The organism is Pseudomonas sp. GW821-FHT07F05, from assembly GCF_059418765.1.
In genome coordinates this window covers 80034-101588 of the sequence record NZ_JBWKQL010000010.1, presented here as the reverse complement: position 1 = coordinate 101588, position 21555 = coordinate 80034, and the positions used below count along the sequence as shown (strand labels likewise).

The 21555-nt window shown below is 60.8% G+C and carries 19 protein-coding genes; 12 read left to right on the top strand and 7 right to left on the bottom strand.

Going from position 1 to position 21555, the window contains the following annotated elements:
* Nucleotides 1-12: 12 nt before the first annotated feature.
* A complete protein-coding gene (locus AC07RO_RS19780) occupies nt 13-2190 on the bottom strand; it encodes a malate synthase G (protein ID WP_192173148.1) in 2178 nt (725 codons plus the stop codon).
* On the bottom strand, nt 2183-2470 hold the full coding sequence (locus tag AC07RO_RS19775) for a hypothetical protein (protein WP_282368292.1): 288 nt from the start codon (nt 2468-2470) through the stop codon (nt 2183-2185). The genes AC07RO_RS19780 and AC07RO_RS19775 overlap by 8 nt, the downstream gene beginning before the upstream one ends.
* Before the next feature lie 190 nt (nt 2471-2660).
* On the opposite strand from AC07RO_RS19775, the gene AC07RO_RS19770 reads away from it, so the two are divergent.
* Entirely contained in the window at nt 2661-3179 is a 519-nt protein-coding gene (locus AC07RO_RS19770; RefSeq protein ID WP_495086866.1) for a glycine cleavage system transcriptional repressor, read from the top strand.
* Between the two features lie 59 nt (nt 3180-3238).
* Here the strand turns inward: AC07RO_RS19770 and rarD are convergent, their stop codons facing one another.
* The 5 genes from rarD to AC07RO_RS19745 all read right to left on the bottom strand — a co-directional run bounded on the left by rarD (nt 3239) and on the right by AC07RO_RS19745 (nt 9116).
* Nucleotides 3239-4132 carry an EamA family transporter RarD gene (rarD, locus tag AC07RO_RS19765; protein WP_495086865.1) on the bottom strand — a complete coding sequence of 298 codons (894 nt, stop codon included), beginning with the start codon at nt 4130-4132 and terminating at the stop codon, nt 3239-3241.
* Nucleotides 4133-4187: 55 nt separating this feature from the next.
* Nucleotides 4188-5162 (bottom strand): serine/threonine protein kinase, encoded by a 975-nt coding sequence (locus AC07RO_RS19760; RefSeq protein ID WP_192173144.1) that lies wholly within the window; start codon nt 5160-5162, stop codon nt 4188-4190.
* Nucleotides 5163-5508: 346 nt separating this feature from the next.
* On the bottom strand, nt 5509-7422 hold the full coding sequence (locus AC07RO_RS19755) for a PhoX family protein (RefSeq protein WP_495086864.1): 1914 nt from the start codon (nt 7420-7422) through the stop codon (nt 5509-5511).
* 103 nt (nt 7423-7525) lie between these two features.
* Nucleotides 7526-8290 (bottom strand): TOBE domain-containing protein, encoded by a 765-nt coding sequence (locus AC07RO_RS19750; protein WP_495086863.1) that lies wholly within the window; start codon nt 8288-8290, stop codon nt 7526-7528.
* 91 nt (nt 8291-8381) lie between these two features.
* The gene (locus tag AC07RO_RS19745) at nt 8382-9116 is read right to left on the bottom strand and encodes a ComF family protein (RefSeq protein ID WP_282368284.1); all 735 of its coding nucleotides are present in this window, start codon (nt 9114-9116) and stop codon (nt 8382-8384) included.
* Nucleotides 9117-9225: 109 nt separating this feature from the next.
* Between AC07RO_RS19745 and bioB the strand changes: the two genes are divergently transcribed.
* From bioB to AC07RO_RS19690, 11 genes are all read left to right on the top strand, one after another.
* Complete coding sequence (gene bioB, locus AC07RO_RS19740) at nt 9226-10281, top strand: biotin synthase BioB (RefSeq protein WP_192173140.1); 1056 nt, start codon at nt 9226-9228, stop codon at nt 10279-10281.
* A gap of 31 nt (nt 10282-10312) precedes the next feature.
* On the top strand, nt 10313-11503 hold the full coding sequence (bioF, locus tag AC07RO_RS19735) for an 8-amino-7-oxononanoate synthase (RefSeq protein WP_282368282.1): 1191 nt from the start codon (nt 10313-10315) through the stop codon (nt 11501-11503).
* Complete coding sequence (locus AC07RO_RS19730) at nt 11496-12227, top strand: alpha/beta fold hydrolase (RefSeq protein WP_282368280.1); 732 nt, start codon at nt 11496-11498, stop codon at nt 12225-12227. Before bioF ends, AC07RO_RS19730 begins: the two co-directional genes overlap by 8 nt.
* A complete protein-coding gene (bioC, locus tag AC07RO_RS19725) occupies nt 12220-13080 on the top strand; it encodes a malonyl-ACP O-methyltransferase BioC (protein WP_495086862.1) in 861 nt (286 codons plus the stop codon). Before AC07RO_RS19730 ends, bioC begins: the two co-directional genes overlap by 8 nt.
* Before the next feature lie 87 nt (nt 13081-13167).
* Entirely contained in the window at nt 13168-13848 is a 681-nt protein-coding gene (gene bioD / locus AC07RO_RS19720; RefSeq protein ID WP_346630982.1) for a dethiobiotin synthase, read from the top strand.
* Between the two features lie 124 nt (nt 13849-13972).
* Complete coding sequence (locus tag AC07RO_RS19715; protein WP_192173135.1) at nt 13973-14269, top strand: pyrroloquinoline quinone biosynthesis protein PqqE; 297 nt, start codon at nt 13973-13975, stop codon at nt 14267-14269.
* Between the two features lie 348 nt (nt 14270-14617).
* The gene (locus AC07RO_RS19710; RefSeq protein WP_495086861.1) at nt 14618-16423 is read left to right on the top strand and encodes a phenylacyl-CoA dehydrogenase; all 1806 of its coding nucleotides are present in this window, start codon (nt 14618-14620) and stop codon (nt 16421-16423) included.
* A 177-nt stretch (nt 16424-16600) separates the two neighbouring features.
* Nucleotides 16601-17896: a GGDEF domain-containing protein gene (locus tag AC07RO_RS19705; protein WP_282368271.1), complete on the top strand. Its 1296-nt coding sequence runs from the start codon at nt 16601-16603 to the stop codon at nt 17894-17896.
* Nucleotides 17897-18118: 222 nt separating this feature from the next.
* A complete protein-coding gene (locus tag AC07RO_RS19700) occupies nt 18119-19897 on the top strand; it encodes an acyl-CoA dehydrogenase C-terminal domain-containing protein (protein WP_495086860.1) in 1779 nt (592 codons plus the stop codon).
* A gap of 373 nt (nt 19898-20270) precedes the next feature.
* Nucleotides 20271-20432, top strand: a complete 162-nt coding sequence (locus tag AC07RO_RS19695) for a YqaE/Pmp3 family membrane protein (RefSeq protein WP_037019089.1) — start codon at nt 20271-20273, stop codon at nt 20430-20432.
* 85 nt (nt 20433-20517) lie between these two features.
* Entirely contained in the window at nt 20518-21384 is an 867-nt protein-coding gene (locus AC07RO_RS19690) for a DMT family transporter (RefSeq protein ID WP_495086859.1), read from the top strand.
* Nucleotides 21385-21555 lie beyond the last annotated feature (171 nt).

Genomic DNA, 21555 nt, shown 5'->3' with positions numbered 1-21555 from the left:
TTTGGGTGCTGGTTACGCCCCGTGTTTCGCCTTGAACTCCCGACGGCGACGATGCAGCACCGGCTCGGTGTAGCCATTGGGCTGCCGCGTGCCCTCAATCACCAGCTCAACCGCTGCCTGAAACGCGATGTTGCTGTCGAAGTCCGGCGCGAGCGGGCGATACAGCACATCGCCTGCGTTCTGACGGTCCACTACTGGCGCCATGCGCTTCAGACTTTCCAGCACCTGCTGCTCGCTGACCACGCCGTGGCGCAGCCAGTTGGCGATGTGCTGGCTGGAAATCCGCAGCGTGGCACGGTCCTCCATCAGGCCGATGTCGTTGATGTCCGGCACCTTCGAGCAGCCGACGCCCTGATCGATCCAGCGCACCACATACCCGAGGATGCCCTGTGAGTTGTTGTCCAGCTCGTTCTGAATCTCTTCCGCCGTCCAGTCGGTGTTCGGTGCCAGCGGGATGGTCAAAATGTCGTCGACCGAGGCCGGCGCGCGCTGGGCGAGTTCAGCCTGACGCGCGAACACATCGACCTTGTGGTAGTGCAACGCGTGCAGCGCAGCGGCAGTGGGCGATGGCACCCACGCGGTATTGGCGCCGGCCAGTGGATGGGCGATTTTCTGTTCGAGCATCGCGGCCATCAAGTCAGGCATCGCCCACATCCCTTTGCCGATCTGCGCGCGCCCTTGCAGGCCGCATTTCAAGCCGATATCCACGTTGGAATTTTCGTACGCGCCGATCCACTTTTCCGCTTTCATCTGTGCCTTGCGTACAACAGGCCCTGCTTCCATGGACGTGTGAATCTCGTCGCCGGTGCGGTCCAGGAAACCCGTGTTGATGAACACAACACGTTCGCTCGCCGCCTGAATGCAGGCCTTGAGGTTGATCGTGGTGCGACGCTCTTCGTCCATGATCCCGACTTTAAGCGTATTGCGCGGCAGGTTCAGCACCGCTTCGATGCGCCCGAACAATTCGTTGGTGAACGCCACTTCCTCAGGGCCATGCATCTTCGGTTTGACGATGTACATCGAGCCCGTGCGGCTGTTGGCGCGGGAGGTATTGCCCTTGAGGTTGTGAGTGGCCGCGAGGCTGGTCAGCAGGCCGTCGAGAATGCCCTCCGGCACTTCGTTGCCCTGATTGTCGAGGATCGCATCAATGGTCATCAGGTGGCCGACGTTGCGCACGAACAATAGCGAGCGGCCATGCAGCGTGACGGGTTCGCCGGTGGGCGAGGTGTAGACGCGGTCGGCGTTCATCGTACGGGTAAAACGGGTGCCGCCTTTGGAGACTTCTTCGGACAGATCGCCCTTCATCAGCCCCAGCCAGTTGCGGTACACCACGACCTTGTCATCAGCGTCCACGGCCGCGATGGAGTCTTCGCAATCCATGATGGTGGTCAGCGCCGCTTCCATCAGCACGTCTTTGACACCGGCCGGGTCGGTCTGGCCGACCGGGCTCGCCGCGTCGATCTGGAGTTCAAAGTGCAGGCCGTTATGCTTGAACAGCAAAGCAGTCGGCGCCGATGCGTCGCCCTGAAAACCGATCAGTTGGGCATCATCGTGCAGGCCGGTGTTACTGCCGCCCTTGAGGCTGACGATCAACATGCCATCGACCAGCTTGTAGCCGGTGGAGTCGACGTGGGAGCCCGCCGCCAGAGGAGCCGCTTCGTCCAGAAACGCTCGGGCGAAGGCGATGACTTTGTCGCCGCGGACCCGGTTATAGGTTTTGCCCTTTTCCGCGCCGCCGGCTTCGCTGATGGCGTCGGTGCCGTACAGCGCGTCATACAGCGAGCCCCAGCGGGCATTCGAGGCATTGAGCGCGAAACGCGCGTTCATTACCGGCACCACCAACTGCGGGCCGGCCATGCGGGCGATTTCTTCGTCGACGTTTTGCGTGGTGATCTGGAAGTCCGCCGCTTCTGGCAGCAGATAGCCGATTTCCAGCAGGAACGCCTTGTAGGCGGCTGCGTCGTGGGCGTTGCCGGCATTGGACTGATGCCAGGCGTCGATACGCGCCTGGAATTCGTCTCGTTTGGCGAGCAGGGCTTTGTTCTTAGGTGCCAGCTCGTGGATGAGCGCATCGGCACCGGCCCAGAATGCAGCGGCGTCGAGGCCGGTTCCGGGAATGGCTTCGTTGTTCACAAAATCCAGCAGGACGTTGGCGACCCGCAGGCCACCGACTTGAACGTGTTCAGTCATTGCTTGCCTCACTCTGCTCAGCTATCTGCGCTTCAATCATGAGCGCTTTCTTGTTAAAGCCGTCGACGTCGCTGCGTGCCCTTCCAGAACATGCCGTTGCGGGCGGCTGGGCGGGGCGGCGGGCACCTGAGGTAAAGCACTGAAACAGGTTTTGGCCTTGCAGGAACATCGGATCAGGCCTGGATTCGACATCTATGTAGTGAACGCGAAGCGATACTACATGATGAGTTGCGGCATGAAAATCAGACTGAATGTGCACCGAGCGACCGGACTTGGGCATTCGGTCACGCGGCGGTGTCGGATGTTCTCAAAGAACGTGCAGATTGTTCCAGGTAATTATCGGGATCGTACACAAAATTCCTGAGGTGGTCACGCCACTGCGCGCCGGGTAGACGTGCCTATACTCCCCCACAACCCATGGGGCGTGGTATTAAACAGGCCTCACTCGCTGCGGATAAAAGGAGTCGTTTGTGGATCATCTTATCGTCACGGTGTCTGCGCCAGACAAGCCAGGCGTGGTCGAGCAGCTCGCGGCCTGCATTGCCGATCACGGTGGCAATTGGCTGGAAAGCCGTATGTCACACATGGCCGGGCAGTTCGCCGGTATCCTGCGGGTCAGCGCACCGGTCGACGCGCATCAGCCCCTGCGCAGCGCGCTGGAAGGGCTCTCGGCAAAAGGCATCCGCGTCCTGTTCGCCGAAGTCCTTCCGGAATCCTTGCCGGAGTGGAGGCCCATCACCATGGATCTGGTGGGCAATGATCGATCCGGGATCGTGCGCGACGTCACTCGCGTGCTGACCGAGCAAGGCGTCAACCTGGAGCATCTGGTGACCAGCGTCGAGCCAGCACCCATGAGCAGCGAAACGCTGTTTCGCGCCCATGCCGAGTTGGGATTGCCAATGGATCTTTCACTGGATGTGCTGCAGCAGCGGCTGGAAACCCTGGCGGATGACCTGATGGTGGAATTACATCTGCCCACAGACGAGTAATTGATGTCACCGCTGCAGGCTCCGGTTTTGGCGGGCCTGCAGCGATTCCTCTTGCCTGCTCAGGCCTGGGCGCGTTTGCGTAGCGAGCCCCAGGCGTCGACGCTGTAAATGATCAACCCGGCCCAGATGAAGGCGAAGGTCACCAAGGTGGCCGAGGGCATGTGTTCGTCGTACAGCACAACCGCCAAAGCCAGCACGAGGGTCGGTGCGATGTACTGCAAAAAGCCCAGCGTCGCGTAGGGCAAATGCCTTGCTGCAGCGTTGAAACACACCAGCGGCACGAGGGTCACCGGTCCGGCCGCCGCCAGCCAGAGCGCCTGCGATGTGGTCCAGAACCCCGGCTGTGCGCTGTGGGCCAGCGGGTTGAAAATCAGCCAGCCCGCGGCCAGCGGCACCAGAATGCAGGTTTCCACCACCAGCCCGGGCAACGCCGCCACCGGCGCTTTTTTGCGAATCAGGCCGTAGAACCCAAAGGTGAATGCCAGCGCGAGCGACACCCACGGCAGACTGCCCACTTGCCAGACCTGCTGAAGCACGCCGATCAACGCCAGCATCACCGCCACCCATTGCAAGGGGCGCAATCTTTCCCGCAGCAGCACCATGCCGAGCATCACGTTGATCAGCGGGTTGATGAAGTAACCCAGGCTGGCTTCGACCATGTGGTTGTTGTTCACGGCCCAGACGTAGATCAGCCAGTTGGCGGCGATCAGCGTACCGCTGCAGGCGAGAATGGCGAGGCGTTTGGGATTATCCCGCAGCGCTTGCCACCAGCCGGGATGCTTCCAGACCAGCAGCAGAAGCGAGCCAAAAATGGCTGACCAGATCGCTCGGTTAACGATGATTTCCAGCGAGGGAACGCTGGCAAGCACCTTGAAGTAGATCGGAAACAGTCCCCAGATGATGTAGGCGCTCAGGCCCAGAATGTACCCGCGACGCGGGTTGGCAGCTTGCATGAGTGGTCCTTCGGCAAGTTTCTTGTTGTGGTGTCCTGCAGGGTGTTCAGCGTTTTCAGAACAGCTTCAGCGGTTCCTCGTTCAGCGCGGACAATTGCTCGCGCAGGGCCAGTACCTGGTCGCCCCAATAGCGTTCGGTGCCGAACCAGGAAAAGCTGTGGGGGAACGCCGGATCATCCCAACGACGGGCCAACCAGGCGCTGTAATGCAACAGGCGCAGTGCGCGCAGCGGTTCGATGAGCGCCAGTTCCCGCGGATCGAAGTCGTGAAACTCGTTGTAGCCGTCCATCAATTCCGATAACTGACTCAGACAATCCTGACGATCACCCGCGAGCATCATCCAGACATCCTGCACCGCCGGGCCCATGCGGCAGTCGTCGAGGTCGACGATGTGGAAGATGTCGTCGCGGGTCATCATGTTGCCGGGGTGGCAATCGCCGTGCATGCGGATGTTCTGATGGGGCGTGGCGGCGTAGACGTCTTCCACGCGCTTGAGCAGGTCTTTGGCAACGGATTCATAGGCCGGCAGCAGGCTGCGGGGAATCACGTTGTTGTCCAGCAGGTAGTTCAGCGAGTTGTGGCCGAAGTTCTGCACGCCGAGGGCTTCGCGGTGCTGGAACGGGCGCGTGGCGCCGACAGCGTGAATGCGCCCGAGCAACTGGCCTAGACGGTACAGCTGATCAAGGTTGCCGGGCTCTGGCGCGCGGCCGCCACGACGGGGGAAGAGGGTGAAACGAAAACCGGCGTGCTCGAACAAGGTCTCGCCGTTGTGCACGAGGGGCGCGACGACCGGGATTTCAACGTCGGCCAGTTCGGCGGTGAAGCTGTGTTCTTCGAGAATGGCGTCGTTGGTCCAGCGATCGGGCCGGTAGAACTTGGCAATCAGCGGCTGCTGCTCGTCGATGCCGACCTGATAGACGCGGTTCTCGTAGCTGTTGAGCGCGAGAATACGGGCGTCGGTGACAAAGCCGATGCTCTCGACGGCGTCCAGCACCAGGTCAGGTGTAAGTGTTGCGAACGGGTGGGCCATGCTAACTCCTGCGCGCAGCAGGCTGCCGCGTCGGGCCAGTCATGGTAACTCAGGCGTGTTACACCTGACACAGTGGCAAGCTTACTTCCGCAAGTGCGGTGCAGCTTGGAAAGCTGCATCAGCAGACGACCGCGATCCTTGTGGGAGATATGCCGGCGACCAAACGCCGCGCTGTCGCGCAGCAAACACCGTCCATGTGGGAGTCGAGCTTGCTCGCGAAGAGGCCAGGACACCCGCTGCATCTTTAGCGCCTGAATCGCCGTCTTCGTGAGCAAGCTCACTCCCACAGAGGCTGTGTTTGCAGCGAGATAGCGCCTCGCCTGGACAACGGGAGATCTCCCAAAAATTAGGCGCCGATCACGCCGCCATCTTCCCGCGTGATCACCATCACCGAGGACCTCGGCTTGCCGTTCGGCAAGTGCTCCGGGAAGGTCGAACCGCCGTTTTCGCCAGGGTGCTGAATGCCGACGAACAGCGCTTTCTGGTCGGGCGCGAAGCTGATGCCGGTCACTTCACACCCCACCGGCCCGACCATGAACCGGCGGATCTCGCCGCTGGCCGGGTCAGCGCACAGCATCTGGTTATTGCCCATGCCGGCGAAGTCGCCCGCATTGGTGGCGTCGCCATCCGTCAGAATCCACAGCCGCCCGGCAGCATCGAAACCCAGGCCATCCGGGCTGTTGAACATGTTCTGCGGATTGATATTGGTTGATCCGCCCTGCGGCGTTCCTGCATGCACACTTGGGTTGCCGGCGACGACGAACAAGTCCCATGCGAAATCCATGGCGGCTGCATCTGACCCGGTTTCCTGCCAGCGCAGAATCTGCCCGTACTGGTTTTTCGCCCGGGGATTTGGCCCGCCCACTGGCTGCCCTTCATCGCCACGCTTGATGTTGTTGGTCAGCGTGCAATAGACCTGGCCGTCCTTGGGGCTGACAACGATCCACTCAGGGCGGTCCATGCGCGTCGCTTTCACCTGGCTTGCCGCCAGGCGCGCATGGATCAGCACTTCGGCCTGATTGGCAAAACCGCTGCCCGCGTCGATGCCGTTCTTGCCGTGGCTCAACTCAATCCATTTGCCTTGGCCTTTCGGGTGATCGGGGTTGCTGTCGCCAGCGTCGAACTGCGCCACATACAGCGTGCCGTGGTCGAGGATGTCGCGGTTGGCCTTACGGTTCTTGTGGTCGACCTTGTCCCGGCTGATGAATTTGTAGATGAATTCGCCGCGCTCATCGTCGCCCATGTACACCACGACGTGGCCATCTTTGGTTTCGGTCAGCGCGGCGTTTTCGTGTTTGAAACGGCCCAGGGCGGTGCGTTTGACCGGCGTGGATTTCGGATCGAACGGGTCGATCTCCACCACCCAGCCATGGCGATTGGGTTCGTTGGGGTTTTTCGCGACGTCAAAGCGCGGATCGTGCAGGTGCCAGTTCACTTCCTTGCTTGCGGCCGTCACACCATAGCGTTTGGTTGCGGCGTCGAAGGTCTGTGCCGGATCGCTGCTGCCGAAGCAGTCGGTGAAGTTCTCTTCGCAGGTCAGATAGGTGCCCCACGGCGTCTTGCCGTTGGCGCAGTTCTGGAAGGTCCCGAGGACGTTCTTGCCGGTCTTGTCGGCGGCGGTTTTCAACCACTCATGGCCGGCTGCCGGGCCGCTCAGGCGAATCGGCGTGTTGCCGTGGATGCGCCGGTTGTATTTGGAGCCCTGCACGAACGCCCACTGCTGGCCTTCGCGCTTGACCTCGATCACCGAAACGCCTTCGCTGGCCTGGGCCTTGTGCACGTCTTCGGCCGATTGCGGGTCTTTGCCGTGATCAAACAGGTATCGGTAATTGGTGTATTCGTTGTTGATCGCCATCAGCGCGCGGCTGGCGGTGTCCGGCTTGTCGCCGGGGAAGGTAAACAGACTCATGCCGTCATTGTTGTCGCCGAACTGCAGCTCCTGCATCTTCGCCGTGCCCTTGCCACTGGGGTCGAAAGCCGGGCCGTTGGTGTGCAGCGGCTGGCCCCAACTGATCAGGACCGAGGAACGATAGCCCGGCGGCAGACTGATGCTGTCGGCGGTGGAGGAGGGGATGCTGTCGAAGCCGAGCAGCGTCCCGTTGGCTGCGCTGACACTGGCGGCCATGACGCTGCGGCTGAGCAGATTGCCCCCGAGAAACATCGCCGCGCCGCACAGGGCGCCCGCGCTGATGAATCCGCGTCGGGTCAGGCCAACCATGTTTTCGAGGTCGGTGGATTGGTTATCTTTTAATAGCGTCATCACGGGCTCCCTGCGGTTTAGGGCAAAACCCTATGCAGTGCTCATGACGTTATTGTGTCGGTCAAATGACGAGTCGGGCGTCGGTCTTGCGTGCAAGCGGCGCTTAAAGCGGCGTGCCGAGCAGAATGTTTGAGGGCGCAAATTGAACCTTAATCTCACCGCCGACCTTGAGCTGCAAGGCGTGCAGCCGGTCCGCGTCGACCACCGCACAGAGAATCTGGTGGCTGGGGAGGACAATTCTGACTTCACTCGGGCCATCCTCGGCGTCGAGAATTTCCTCGATTTGACCGGTGAGGCAATTGTGTCCGGTTGTTTCAGCCTGGTCAGGCGCTATTAATTCCAGCCAGCCGGCCTTGATCAGGGCGAACACATCCGTGCCGATCTCAAGCCCCAGTCGCAAGGTGCTGTCGTGGGTGATCTGCGCCTCGATCGACAAGCCGCCCGCGAGCTGCAACGTGACCATGTCGTTGCGGCCCTGAGCACGAACGCCGCTGACCTGACCATGCAGCTGATTGCGAGCGCTGGTCCGCAGCATCAAGCGGCTGAGCAGAGCGAGGTCGTCAGATTCCTCCGAGGTTTCCAGCAGCTGAGTCTGTAACGCCTGCAGGCGCTGATAAAGCCGCAGCACCCGCTCGCCTTCGGCCGACAATTTCGCGCCGCCACCCCCTCGACCGCCGACGCTGCGCTCGACCAGCGGTTTCTGGGCCAGATTGTTCAGCTCATCGATGGCGTCCCACGTCGCCTTGTAACTCAGCCCGGCGCTTTTCGCCGCTCGAGTGATCGAACCCTGCTCGGCAATGTGCTGCAAGAGCGCGATGCGATGCGGGCGACGGACCATGTGCTGGGTGAGGGAAGGCGGTAGTGACATAGGGGTCGGATGCGCTGGAAGTGATGACGCCGGAGTGTAAGCCAAAACGCCTTGCACCCGAATGCTGCGGATTTCCTGATCTCTTGGCGGGTCAATCTCCCGGCTTCGGCGTTCTCGCCAGGCAATACACGTCTACCGATCTGGCGCCGGCCTTGATCAACAGTGCTGCCAGCGCATTCGCCGTCGAGCCGGTGGTGAGGACGTCGTCAATCAGTGCAAGGTGCTTGCCGATAATCGGGGTGGCGTCCCTCAGCGAAAAGGCAGACGCCAGATTGCGCTTTCTGGCTTTTGCATCCAGACCCTGCTGCGAAGGTGTTTCTTTCACGCGGCGGATCACGCGCTCATCAACAGGCAGTCCCAGTCGAGCGCCGAGCCAGTTCGCCAACATCGCTGCCTGATTGAAGCCTCGCTGGCGCAGTCGTTTTTTGGCGAGCGGCACCGGGATAAGACAATCGGGTCGGCGCATGCCATCGTTGAAGCGATGCTGCAGGGTTTCGCCTAACAGCTCCGCCAGCAGTCGGCCGAGCGGCCATTTCCGCTGATGCTTGAAGCGTGTGACCAGCGCGTCGATCGGGAAGTCGTACAGCCACGGAGCGACGACGTCATTAAAGGCGGGAGGGTTGCGATTGCAGGCGCCGCAGGTCAGGCCGGACATCGGCATGGGCAGCGCGCAACGGTCGCACTGGTCAATCAGCCACGGGAGTTCGCGCTCACAGGGCATGCAGATCGGGGTGCTTGAATCAGTCGCTTCATCGCACAACAAACACGTTTGTGCGTTTTTTAACCAGATGTAAACCTCGTGCCCGTTATATGGTTGACAGCGCATGTCGCTTCCTTAAATATGCCGAACATCCGTGTTGCGCCTGTGGGCTTCCGGTTTTGCCGCTGGGCAAAGCCGCCCGGGTCATCGTCCAGAAAACATCAAGGAGCCGCCCATGAGCGCCAGCATCAATGCCAACCTGCGTCACGACTGGAATCTAGCCGAGGTCAAGGCGCTGTTCACACAGCCATTCAATGACCTGCTGTTTCAGGCGCAAACCGTGCACCGCGCTCACTTCGACGCCAACCGCGTGCAAGTCTCGACCCTGCTGTCGATCAAAACCGGCGCCTGCCCGGAAGATTGCAAGTACTGCCCGCAATCGGGCCACTACAACACCGGTCTGGAAAAAGAAAAGCTGATGCAAGTCCAGCAAGTGCTGGAAGAAGCCGCACGCGCCAAGGCCATTGGTTCGACCCGTTTCTGCATGGGCGCGGCGTGGAAACATCCGTCGGCCAAAGACATGCCCTACGTGCTGGAGATGGTCAAAGGCGTCAAAGCCATGGGCCTGGAAACCTGCATGACCCTCGGCAAGCTGGATCAGGACCAGACCCAGGCGCTGGCTGACGCTGGCCTCGATTACTACAACCACAACCTCGACACGTCGCCGGATTTCTACACCAGCATCATTACCACCCGTACCTACAGCGAGCGCCTGCAGACTCTGGCGTACGTGCGTGATTCTGGAATGAAGATCTGCTCCGGCGGCATTCTGGGCATGGGTGAATCCCTGGACGACCGCGCCAATCTGCTGATCCAGCTGGCGAACCTGCCAGAGCATCCGGAATCCGTGCCCATCAACATGCTGGTGAAAGTGGCCGGCACCCCGCTGGAAAACGCCGAGGATATCGACCCGTTCGATTTCATCCGCATGCTGGCCGTCGCGCGCATCCTGATGCCGCAATCCCACGTGCGCCTGTCCGCAGGCCGCGAAGCCATGAATGACCAGATGCAGGCCCTGGCGTTCTTCGCCGGCGCCAACTCGATCTTCTACGGCGACAAACTGCTGACCACCGCCAACCCGCAGTCCGACAAGGACATGCAGCTGTTCTCGCGTCTGGGCATTCAGCCCGAAGCGCGCGAAGAGCACTCGGACGAGGTGCATCAGGCAGCCATCGAACAAGCGCTGATCGAGCAGAAAAGCAGCGAGCTGTTTTACGACGCGGCTGTTTGATCCTTCATCAGTGGCTTGACCCGAGGCCTGCATGTCTTTTGATCTGAACGCACGTCTCGCTGCCCGTCGTGCCGAGCACCTTTATCGTCAGCGGCCCTTGCTGCAAAGCCCGCAGGGCCCTGAAGTCATTGTCGACGGCAAGCCGCTGCTGGCGTTCTGCAACAACGATTACATGGGCCTGGCCAATCACCCCGAGGTCATCGCGGCCTGGCAGGCCGGCGCCGAACGTTGGGGCGTAGGCGGTGGTGCCTCGCATTTGGTGATCGGCCACAGCACGCCCCATCACGCGCTCGAAGAAGCCCTCGCCGAGTTCACCGGTCGGCCCCGCGCGCTGTTGTTTTCCAACGGTTACATGGCCAACCTCGGCACCGTTACTGCGTTGGTGGGCCAGGGTGACACCGTGCTGGAAGACCGCCTCAATCATGCTTCGTTGCTCGACGCCGGCCTGCTTAGCGGCGCCCGTTTCGCCCGCTACCTGCACAACGATTGCGACAGCCTCGCCAGCCGGTTGGACAAAGCGGTGGGCGACACGCTGGTAGTCACCGACGGTGTGTTCAGCATGGACGGCGACGTCGCTGACCTCCCCGCGCTGGCCAAGGCGGCGAAAGCCAAAAACGCATGGCTGATGGTCGACGATGCACACGGCTTTGGCCCGCTGGGTGCAAACGGTGCGGGTATCGTCGAGCACTTCGGCCTTGGCATCGATGACGTCCCGGTGCTGATCGGCACGCTGGGTAAGTCCTTCGGCACCGCGGGCGCGTTCGTTGCGGGCAGCGAAGAGTTGATCGAAACGCTGATCCAGTTCGCCCGTCCCTACATCTACACCACCAGCCAGCCGCCGGCGCTGGCGTGCGCGACGCTGAAAAGCCTCGAACTGCTGCGCACTGAACACTGGCGGCGTGAGCACCTCGCGGCACTGATTAAACAGTTTCGCGCCGGCGCTCAAGCCCTCGGCCTGGAGCTGATGGACAGTTTCACGCCCATCCAGCCGATCCTGATCGGCGACAGCGGTCGCGCGTTGCGGCTGTCGCAGTTGCTGCGCGAGCGCGGCGTGATGGTCACCGCCATTCGACCGCCGACAGTGCCTGCGGGCAGCGCGCGTTTACGCGTGACATTGTCCGCCGCCCACAGTGAGGCGCAGGTGCAGCTATTGTTGCAGGCACTGGAGCAGTGTTATCCGCTGCTGGGCGTAGACGAATCTTCGGAGCTGGACCATGCGTGATCAGTTGATCCTGTTGCCGGGCTGGGGCCTTGGCGTCTCGCCCCTTGAACCGCTGGCTGCAGCGCTGCGAGGGCTCGACGAACATTTGCGGGTGGTGATCGAGCCGTTGCCTGACATGGACACCGACAATCTCGACGACTGGCTCGATGAACTGGATTCGACATTGCCCGACAACGTCTGGCTGGGCGGTTGGTCGCTGGGCGGCATGCTGGCGACCGAACTGGCCGCGCGCAGGGGCGAGCGCTGCTGTGGTCTGGCGACGTTCGCCAGCAACGTCTGCTTTGTGGCCCGCAGCGAGTGGCCCAACGCGATGCCGCAAACTGATTTCGACGCCTTTATCGCCGGTTGCAAAGCCGATCTGGACGGAACGCTCAAGCGTTTCAGTCTTTTGTGCGTGCAAGGCGCCGAAGAGCCACGGGCGCTGTCGAGACAGTTGAAAGCCTGCGCGCCCCACGGCACCAGCGCCGGCTTGATCGAAGGCCTGAAGCTGCTCGAGCAAATGGACACGCGCAAAGCGCTGCAAGCGTTTCGCGGCCCTCAATTGCACCTGTTTGGCGGCCTTGATGCGTTGGTGCCGGCAGAAGCATCGGCGGATGTTCTGACCTTCCAGCCTGACATCGAAGTCGGCGTGATCGAGCAGGCCAGTCACGCTTTCATTCTGGAAAACCCGCACGGCGTCGCCGCTGCAGTTCATGCGTTTTTACACGAGTCCGGTGATGACTGATCTTTCCCACTGCGCGGTGCTAAAGGCCGTGAAACAGCAACAGGTTAATGGGCAACAGGCACTACCTGACAAGCGTCAGGTGGCAGCGTCCTTCTCGAAGGCCGCGACCAGCTACGACAGCGTGGCCGATTTGCAGCGCGCCGTCGGCATCGAGCTGATGACACGGCTGCCGGCTCAGATGCCGAAGACAGCGCCATCCCGGTGGCTGGACCTGGGCAGCGGAACAGGGTGTTTCAGCCGCGCGCTGGCGCAGCAGTTTCCCCAAAGCGAAGGGGTTGCGCTGGACCTCGCCGAAGGCATGCTGCGCTATGCACGGCCATTGGGTGGCGCGGTTCATTACGTGGCTGGCGACGCCGAGAACCTGCCGCTGCGCGACGCGAGCGTTGACCTGATGTTCTCCAGCCTGGCGGTGCAATGGTGCCCGGATTTCTCCGCGGTGCTGAGCGAAGCGCGTCGCGTGCTCAAACCGGGTGGCGTATTCGCCTTCGCCAGCCTCTGCGTCGGGACGTTGTTCGAACTGCGCGACAGCTGGCAGGCGGTGGATGGCATGGTCCACGTCAATCGCTTCCGCGAGCGCGAGGAGTATCAACGCCTCTGCACTGCCAGCGGTTTAAACGTGCGCAGCCTCGAAGTGTTGCCCCACGTGTTGCACTATCCCGACGTGCGCAGCCTGACCCATGAACTCAAGGCACTGGGCGCGCACAACATCAATCCGGGTCGTCCGGGAGGCCTGACTGGCCGAGCGCGAATCCAGGCGTTGATGGAGGCGTACGAAAGGTTTCGTCAGAAAGACGGCCTGCCCGCCACGTATCAGGTGGTGTACGGCATTCTGGCGAAATCCGGCATTGATTAAAGAATGATCTATTTTGTCGGCGTCTGTTAGACGGGCGCTATAGTAAGCAGGGAATAGTTTGAAATATCTGAACGGATGGTCGCCACGATGAGCGCTGCGTATTTCATCACGGGAACCGATACCGACGTCGGCAAGACCACCATCGCCACGGGGCTTCTCTACGCGGCGCGGCAGTCAGGGTTGAGCACGGCGGCGGGCAAGCCGGTCGCCTCCGGCTGCGACGTCAAACCCAAGGGGTTGCGCAACTCGGACGCCGTCGCCTTGCGTGCCGAATGTTCGATCCAGCTGACCTACAACGAGGTCAACCCGGTGGCCTTCGAGCCTGCCATCGCGCCCCATCTGGCCGCGCGGGAAGCGGGAGTCGCGCTGACCGTGCAGTCCTTGCTCGGCCCTATGCGGCATATCCTCGATAAGCAGGCTGATTTCACCCTGATCGAAGGGGCTGGCGGCTGGCGCGTTCCACTGGCCGATCAGGCCAATCTGTCTGACCTGGCCATCGCGCTCAAACTGCCGGTGATTCTGGTGGTGGGCGTGCGCCTGGGCTGCATCAGCCATGCGTTGCTGTCAGCCGAAGCCATCGCCAACGACGGTCTGCAACTGGCGGGCTGGGTGGCGAATATCATCGATCCCAAAACCTCTCGGCTTGAAGAGAACCTCGCCACCTTGGCTGAGCGTTTGCCGGCGCCGTGCCTGGGGCGCGTGCCTTTCATGAAGAAGGCAACCGCGGAAATGATCGCCGAGCATCTGCATCTGGAGTTGCTGGATTAACGGTCAGGGCGTCGCCGAGTGTGAGGTGCGTCACAAGGCGCAATGCCACTAGTCGCGTCGCCGAGTAATCCGGGCGCATTGCTGCTTTAATCGCTGTGTTCGCTCCGAACAGAGGACCGTGCTCATGCAAATCTCACTGAACAACACGCTGTACCCCGGGCTTAGTGCAATGCAGGTCGGGCAGAGCCGTGTCGATCAGGCTGCAACGCAGTTGGCCAGCCCTGCGACCGAAGTGTCCGGACGCAGTCAGTCTTCGGATTTCCAGCTTGAGCGTCTGCGCTCCGTTGATCGCCCGCAACGCTCCGACATGGCTACCAATGTGGTTGAACTGACCCAAGGCCGGATTCAAGTCCAGGCTGGCGTCAAAGTTGAAAAAGCCAGCGATGAAGCACTCGGCACGCTGATCGATACCTTCGCCTGATCCCCTCTCTTCGTGCGCTGCGGCGCACGTCGCTGTTCGCTCCCCCTTTCCTGAATAATGCCTCATTCACGCGCCCATCCTCCGAGCGCTGTGGCCTGTATTTCCCTCACGCTCTCTAGACTCAACGCACCGGTCTGAACCGCATGGCGGCGTACGCGCGCGCCTGCATCTCGCACACCGGGAGGTGATGAAAGGTGCAGGGCGTCCCTTGACAAGGTATAGGCGTAAACGTATGTTTCAAACACCTGTTTGATCGCCGCGTGATCCCAAACGCCGGCGCCGGGGCAATGCCCCACAGTGACCACACGGTCATCCAATTCCAGGATTCACCAGCAGAGGTTTATCGCTATGCCTGACTACAAGGCCCCCTTGCGTGATATTCGCTTCGTCCGTGACGAGCTGCTCGGCTACGAAGCGCACTATCAGAGTCTGCCAGCATGCCAGGACGCCACGCCTGACATGGTTGACGCCATTCTCGAGGAAGGCGCCAAGTTTTGTGAGCAGGTCCTGGCCCCGCTGAACCGTGTCGGTGACACCGAAGGCTGCACCTGGAGCGAGTCCGGCGTAAAAACGCCGACCGGTTTCAAGGAAGCCTACAAACAGTTCGTCGAAGGCGGCTGGCCGAGCCTGGCCCACGACGTCGCCCATGGTGGCCAGGGTCTGCCCGAGTCGTTGGGTCTGGCGGTCAGTGAAATGGTCGGCGAAGCCAACTGGTCATGGGGCATGTACCCGGGCCTTTCCCATGGTGCGATGAACACCATCTCCGAGCACGGTACCCCTGAGCAGCAGGACGCTTACCTGACCAAACTGGTCTCGGGCGAGTGGACCGGCACCATGTGCCTGACCGAACCTCATTGCGGCACTGACCTGGGCATGCTGCGCACCAAGGCCGAGCCTCAGGCTGACGGCTCGTACAAAGTGTCCGGCACCAAGATCTTCATTTCTGCTGGCGAACACGACATGGCCGATAACATCGTCCACATCGTGCTGGCCCGCCTGCCCGACGCACCAGCTGGCACCAAGGGCATTTCCCTGTTCATCGTGCCGAAATTCGTGCCGGCTGCTGACGGCAGCGTCGGCGAGCGCAATGCTGTGACCTGCGGTTCGCTGGAACACAAGATGGGCATTCACGGCAATGCCACCTGCGTGATGAACTTCGACGGCGCCACGGGTTTCCTGATCGGCCCGCCGAACAAGGGCCTGAACTGCATGTTCACCTTCATGAACACCGCACGTCTGGGCACTGCGCTGCAAGGCCTCGCCCACGCCGAGATCGGTTTCCAGGGCGGCCTGAAATACGCCCGTGAGCGTCTGCAGATGCGTTCGCTGACTGGCCCGAAAGCGCCGGAAAAAGCCGCTGACCCGATCATCGTTCACCCTGACGTGCGTCGCATGCTGCTGACCATGAAGGCCTTCGCCGAGGGGACTCGTGCGATGGTGTACTTCACCGCCAAGCAGGTCGACATCGCCAAGTACAGCGACGACGCCGAAGCCAAGAAGCAAGCTGACGGCCTGCTGGCATTCATGACACCGATCGCCAAGGCGTTCATGACCGAAGTCGGTTTCGAAGCCGCCAACCACGGCGTGCAGATCTATGGCGGCCACGGCTTCATCGCCGAGTGGGGCATGGAGCAGAACGTTCGCGACGCCCGTATTGCCATGCTGTACGAAGGCACCACCGGTATTCAGGCGCTCGACCTGCTGGGTCGTAAAGTGCTGATGACTCAGGGCGAGGCGCTCAAGGGCTTCACCAAGATCGTCCACAAGTTCTGCCAGTCCCAGGAAGGCAACGAAGCGATCAGCGAGTTCGTGGCGCCGCTCGCTGCGCTGAACAAAGAATGGGGCGAACTGACCATGAAGGTCGGCATGGCCGCGATGAAAGACCGTGAAGAAGTCGGTGCCGCTTCGGTGGATTACCTGATGTTCTCCGGTTATGCCTGCCTGGCGTTTTTCTGGGCTGACATGGCTCGTGTGGCAGCCGAAAAACTGGCGGCCGGCACCAGCGAAGAAGCCTTCTACACCGCCAAGCTGCAGACAGCGCGCTTCTACTTCCAGCGTATCCTGCCGCGCACCCGCACTCACGTGGCAACCATGCTGTCGGGCGCGAGCAACCTGATGGACATGAACGAAGAACACTTCGGCCTGGCTTACTAAGTCACCGCGAGCGTTTCCCTCCAGCCGCTTGTCCTCAGGGACAAGCGGCTTTTTTGTGCCTGCCGATCTTTGCCCCAAGGCCATGCACATTCTTCCTCATCCTATGCATGACGCGGCCGATACAGGCACAATGCCATTTAATCAGCGCTCGCATCTTTCGGTGAGGAGATAGTCCTTTTGCTGCGCCCCTCTGCCGCACGGCTCAGTCATTTTTTACCCTCTCTGGCCTTGCTGATTGCCGGACTGGCGGCCGCGTACGTGAAAGACCTCAACGTCTTCTTCACCTCACTCTTCAACGTGCTGCCCACCCTGGTGCTCTTGCTGGGCGGCGCGTATTGCGGGGTTTACAAGCGGCAGCGTGAACTGTTCCTGATGATCACGGTGTACATCGCCTATTTCCTGCTCGACACACAGACCGACTATTACCGCGATAACGGAAAAGTCCGAGAGGACGCCGCCGTGGTGTTTCATCTGTGCTGCCTGTTGCTCCCGGTCATGTTCGGCCTGTTTGCCGCGTGGGAAGAGCGGACCCATCTGTTTCAAGACCTTGTCGCTCGGCTGGCGGTACTGGTCGCCGTCGGCAGCGTCGCGCTGGGACTCGAACAGAGCTTCCCCGCCGTGCTGCTCGCCTGGCTCGCCGACATCCGCTGGCCGGCGCTGCACGGAGACTGGATGAGCCTCATCCAGTTGTCCTACGTGACGTTTTTCATCGCGTTCGCCGTGTTGATCACCCAGTACCTCTATAAGCCGCGCCCCCTGCATGCCGCTCAACTGGTGGGGTTGCTCGGAATGTTCTGGGCGTTGCCGAAAACCTTCATCCTGCCGTTCACCCTGAACATCATGTGCAGCCAGGTGATGTTGATGATTGCCGCAGCGGTCGCGCACGAGGCCTATCAAATGGCGTTCCGCGACGAACTGACCGGGCTGCCAGGCCGACGCGCACTCAATGAGCGGATGCAGCGACTGGGCCGCAATTACGTGCTGGCGATGAGCGACGTCGATCACTTCAAGAAATTCAACGACACACACGGTCATGATGTCGGCGATCAGGTGCTGCGTCTGGTGGCGAGCAAATTGTCGAAGATCACCAACGGCGGCGGGCGCGCCTATCGATATGGCGGTGAAGAGTTCGCCATCGTGTTTGCCGGCAAAACCCTGGAAGAGTGCATGCCGCACCTTGAAGTCATTCGTGAAACCATCGCCAGCTATCAGATTCACCTGCGCAATCAGGACAATCGTCCAAACGATGACTTACAGGGGCGCCAGCGTCGGGCGGGTTCCCAGGCATCAACAGTTTCGGTGACCGTCAGCATCGGCGTGGCCGAGCGTCTGCCCGAGCACCGCAATCCGGAAGAAGTCCTCAAATCCGCCGATCAGGCGCTGTATGCCGCCAAAGGCGCTGGCCGTAACTGCGTCATCAGCCATGCGCAAACCAGCAAGCGCGGCGCTGTTCGCATGGCCGCGGCCGGCTAAAACCTACTGCTTTTCATCACTCAACGAACGCATACGCAGCCATGTGCGGTAAGAACTCGACTGTCGCTCGATCGTGACCGGATCCTTGTTAATAGTCACGCGTTGACCCTATGTGTCGCAAATGGTGTTCAGGTACACTCGTTCCACTGACACATCGGCGCCGCAATCTCAGTGCTGTGCCGCTCCTCCCCCGAGTTCTTTGCCGCTGAAACGAGGTTTGCCATGGCTGACTACAAAGCGCCCTTGCGCGATATGCGCTTCGTCCTCAATGAAGTGTTCGAAGTCTCCCGACTTTGGGCCACGCTTCCCGAACTGTCTGAAACCGTGGACGCCGAGACCGTCGAGGCGATTCTCGAAGAGGCGGGCAAAGTCACTGGCAGATCCGTCGCACCGCTGAGCCGCGCGGCCGATGAGGAAGGCTGCCACTGGAAAGACACCGTTGTCACCACACCTGCAGGTTTCGTTCAAGCGTACAAAACGTATGCGGAAGGGGGATGGGTCGGCGTCGGCGGCAATCCGGAATTCGGCGGCATGGGCATGCCCAAGGCGGTCTCTGCTCAAGTCGAAGAGATGGTCAACTCCGCCAGCCTGGCGTTCGGGCTGTACCCGATGTTGACGTCCGGCGCCTGCGTCTCGATCAATAACCACGCCAGCGAAGCGCTGAAAACCAAATACCTGCCGAACATGTACGCCGGCATATGGGCCGGTTCGATGTGCCTGACCGAAGCCCACGCCGGCACGGATCTCGGGATTATCCGCACGAAAGCGGAGCCGCAGACCGATGGGTCCTACAAGGTCAGCGGTACTAAAATCTTCATCACCGGCGGCGAACACGACCTCACCGAGAACATCATCCATCTGGTGCTGGCCAAACTGCCCGACGCACCGGCAGGGCCGAAAGGCATTTCGCTGTTCCTGGTGCCGAAAATCATGGTCAACGACGACGGCAGCCTGGGTGAGCGCAACACGGTGTTCTGCGGGTCCATTGAGCACAAAATGGGCATTCAGGCATCGGCCACCTGCGTGCTGAATTTTGATCAGGCCAAGGGCTACCTGATCGGGGAGCCGAATAAAGGCCTCGCGGCGATGTTCACCATGATGAATTACGAGCGCCTGGGCGTTGGCATTCAGGGCCTGGCGTCCGGCGAGCGTTCGTATCAGAACGCGATCGAGTACGCCCGCGACCGTCTGCAGAGCCGGGCTCCGACAGGCGCGCAGTCCAAAGAAACCATTGCCGACCCGATCATCGTTCACCCCGATGTGCGCCGCATGCTGTTGACCATGAAGGCGCTGAACGAAGGCGGTCGCGCGTTCTCGACGTACGTGGCCATGCAACTGGACACCGCCAAGTACAGCGAAAACGCCGACGTGCGTCAGCGCGCCGATGCATTGGTTGCACTGCTGACGCCTGTTGCCAAGGCCTTTCTCACCGACATGGGCCTGGACACCACCGTGCACGGTCAGCAGGTGTTCGGCGGTCATGGCTACATTCGCGAATGGGGCCAGGAACAACTGGTGCGTGACGTGCGCATTACCCAGATCTACGAAGGCACCAACGGCATTCAGGCACTGGACCTGATGGGTCGTAAGGTTGTCGCCAGTGGCGGGGCGTACTACAAGCTGTTCTCTGACGAAGTCCGTGAATTCATTGCGTCGTCTGACAGCTCGCAGGCCGAGTTCACCAAGCCGTTGGCCTCTGCCTTGACCACGCTGGACGAATTGACCGACTGGGTGCTGGACCGGGCGCGTAGCAACCCGAATGAAATCGGTGCCGCTTCCGTCGAGTATCTGCATGCATTCGGATACACGGCGTACGCCTACATGTGGGCGATGATGGCAAAAGCGGCGTGGGGCAAGGAAACTCAGGAAGATTTCTACGCCAGTAAGCTGGGCACTGCGCGTTTCTACTTCGCGCGTCTGCTCCCTCGAATTCAGTCCCTCTCAGCATCAGTGAGGGCTGGCAGTGAGTCGCTGTACCTATTGGAGGCGTCACAGTTCTGACACCACGAAAATCGTGTAAGCATTTGCTTACATGACGTGGTGGCATTCGGCTCTATCGCTCCAGTGGATCCAAGTTTAATCTACTCACATGGACGTAGCGCAGGACGCGCAACAGATAACAGGGACACGTAAGGGATTGCCTGCCAGGACGGCGGGAAGAAATGGAAGTCATGGGAAACAGTCTGGAAAACCTCGCTTAGGCGGGGTTTTCTTTTTTCTGCGTCCTGGAAAAGTCCTACGTCTTCGACTGCTTCGGTTGGCGCGCCTGCGCGAGAAGGTAGTGGCTTGATGATTGCGCTGCGGAACCCCTGTTACGGCCCAAGGTCGATTAGCTGTGCGGCCCCCATTGGGCCATTAATCAGGAGCTTCACCCATGGACATCATTCGCATCATCATCGCCATCCTGCTGCCACCCCTGGGCGTGTTCCTGCAAGTCGGCTTCGCCGGCGCATTCTGGCTGAACATCCTGCTGACCCTGTTGGGCTACATCCCGGGGATCATCCACGCGATCTACATCATTGTCAGTCGCAAGTAACCCAATCCGCTAAACACCGCGCTTCCTGTCTCAGGTCAGCTGACATAGAGTCCGACGTCGGACTTTATGATCAGGAAGGTCAGGGATGGACGTTGTTTTGGGATTACTCGCCGCTCTGTTCTGGGGCGGCACAGATTTTCTGGTAGGGCTCAATGCCCGTGCCGTTGGGGTCAAGCGAGCGGTTTACTTCGGTCAGGCGCTTGGCTTTCTGATCATGTGCATTCTGTTGCTGTGCTTCCCGGCTTTCATCTCCCAATCATTCTCTGCGCCTTGGCACACGTGGCTTCTGGGTGTACTCGCTTCGGTTTTCACGGTCAGTGGTGCGCTGGCGTTATCCAAAGCGTTCTCGCTCGGCAAAGCTTCGATTGTGGCTCCACTGGTGACGTCGTACGGCGTCTTCACCACGCTGCTCTCGTGGGCGAGCGGCGAGCACATCTCGATGACGCAGCTGTTGTTGATCGCGTTGTGCATGCTGGGAGTCGTTCTGTCGAGCATCACGTCAGGTAACGATTCCACGGCGAAAAAGCACAACCAGCAAGCGATTGTCTACGCACTGGGCGCCGCCTTGCTGTACGGATCGAGCTTCTGGATGCAGGGCCGTTACGCGTTGCCAGCACTGGGCCCGGTCACGATGCTCTGGCTGGGGTATCTGGTCGGGCTCGCCGTTTTGTCGCCGATGATTTTGCGGATGAAAGACGCCCTGAAGTTGCCGCCTGCACGCGCCGGGGTAACCCTTGTGGCGGCAAGCCTGCTCAACCTGGGTGGGTTTTCTGCGTTCTCGTATGGCGCGATGGTGGGATCGATTTCCGTGGTCACCGTCATCAGTACCCTGTCAGGGGGTATCGCCGCCGTGCTTGGCTTCCTGTTCTTTAAAGAGCGGCTCAGCGCCATTCAGGTCTGCGGGGTGGGGCTGGTATTGATCGGTGCCGTGGCGCTGCACGTTTATGGATGAGCCAATCACGGATTCGCGCGTTACACATGGCGATGTCGCGGGTTTGACAGTTTACGCACAACCTGTGGGAGCGAGCTTGCTCGCGAAGGGGCCGGTACAACCGTTAAAATTCCAGCGGTTGAAATGCCTTCTTCGTGAGCAAGCTCACTCCCACATGATCGCGTTGGCCAG

Coding starts and splice junctions, on each gene's coding strand:
- AC07RO_RS19750 (WP_495086863.1), bottom strand. CDS start 8,290: ATGTCACTACCGCCTTCCCTCACCCAGCACATGGTCCGTCGCCCGCAT.
- rarD (WP_495086865.1), bottom strand. CDS start 4,132: ATGCAAGCTGCCAACCCGCGTCGCGGGTACATTCTGGGCCTGAGCGCC.
- AC07RO_RS19755 (WP_495086864.1), bottom strand. CDS start 7,422: ATGACGCTATTAAAAGATAACCAATCCACCGACCTCGAAAACATGGTT.
- AC07RO_RS19690 (WP_495086859.1), top strand. CDS start 20,518: ATGGACGTTGTTTTGGGATTACTCGCCGCTCTGTTCTGGGGCGGCACA.
- bioC (WP_495086862.1), top strand. CDS start 12,220: ATGACTGATCTTTCCCACTGCGCGGTGCTAAAGGCCGTGAAACAGCAA.
- AC07RO_RS19715 (WP_192173135.1), top strand. CDS start 13,973: ATGCAAATCTCACTGAACAACACGCTGTACCCCGGGCTTAGTGCAATG.
- AC07RO_RS19695 (WP_037019089.1), top strand. CDS start 20,271: ATGGACATCATTCGCATCATCATCGCCATCCTGCTGCCACCCCTGGGC.
- bioD (WP_346630982.1), top strand. CDS start 13,168: ATGAGCGCTGCGTATTTCATCACGGGAACCGATACCGACGTCGGCAAG.
- AC07RO_RS19710 (WP_495086861.1), top strand. CDS start 14,618: ATGCCTGACTACAAGGCCCCCTTGCGTGATATTCGCTTCGTCCGTGAC.
- AC07RO_RS19730 (WP_282368280.1), top strand. CDS start 11,496: ATGCGTGATCAGTTGATCCTGTTGCCGGGCTGGGGCCTTGGCGTCTCG.
- AC07RO_RS19700 (WP_495086860.1), top strand. CDS start 18,119: ATGGCTGACTACAAAGCGCCCTTGCGCGATATGCGCTTCGTCCTCAAT.
- bioF (WP_282368282.1), top strand. CDS start 10,313: ATGTCTTTTGATCTGAACGCACGTCTCGCTGCCCGTCGTGCCGAGCAC.
- AC07RO_RS19780 (WP_192173148.1), bottom strand. CDS start 2,190: ATGACTGAACACGTTCAAGTCGGTGGCCTGCGGGTCGCCAACGTCCTG.
- bioB (WP_192173140.1), top strand. CDS start 9,226: ATGAGCGCCAGCATCAATGCCAACCTGCGTCACGACTGGAATCTAGCC.
- AC07RO_RS19745 (WP_282368284.1), bottom strand. CDS start 9,116: ATGCGCTGTCAACCATATAACGGGCACGAGGTTTACATCTGGTTAAAA.
- AC07RO_RS19760 (WP_192173144.1), bottom strand. CDS start 5,162: ATGGCCCACCCGTTCGCAACACTTACACCTGACCTGGTGCTGGACGCC.
- AC07RO_RS19775 (WP_282368292.1), bottom strand. CDS start 2,470: ATGCCCAAGTCCGGTCGCTCGGTGCACATTCAGTCTGATTTTCATGCC.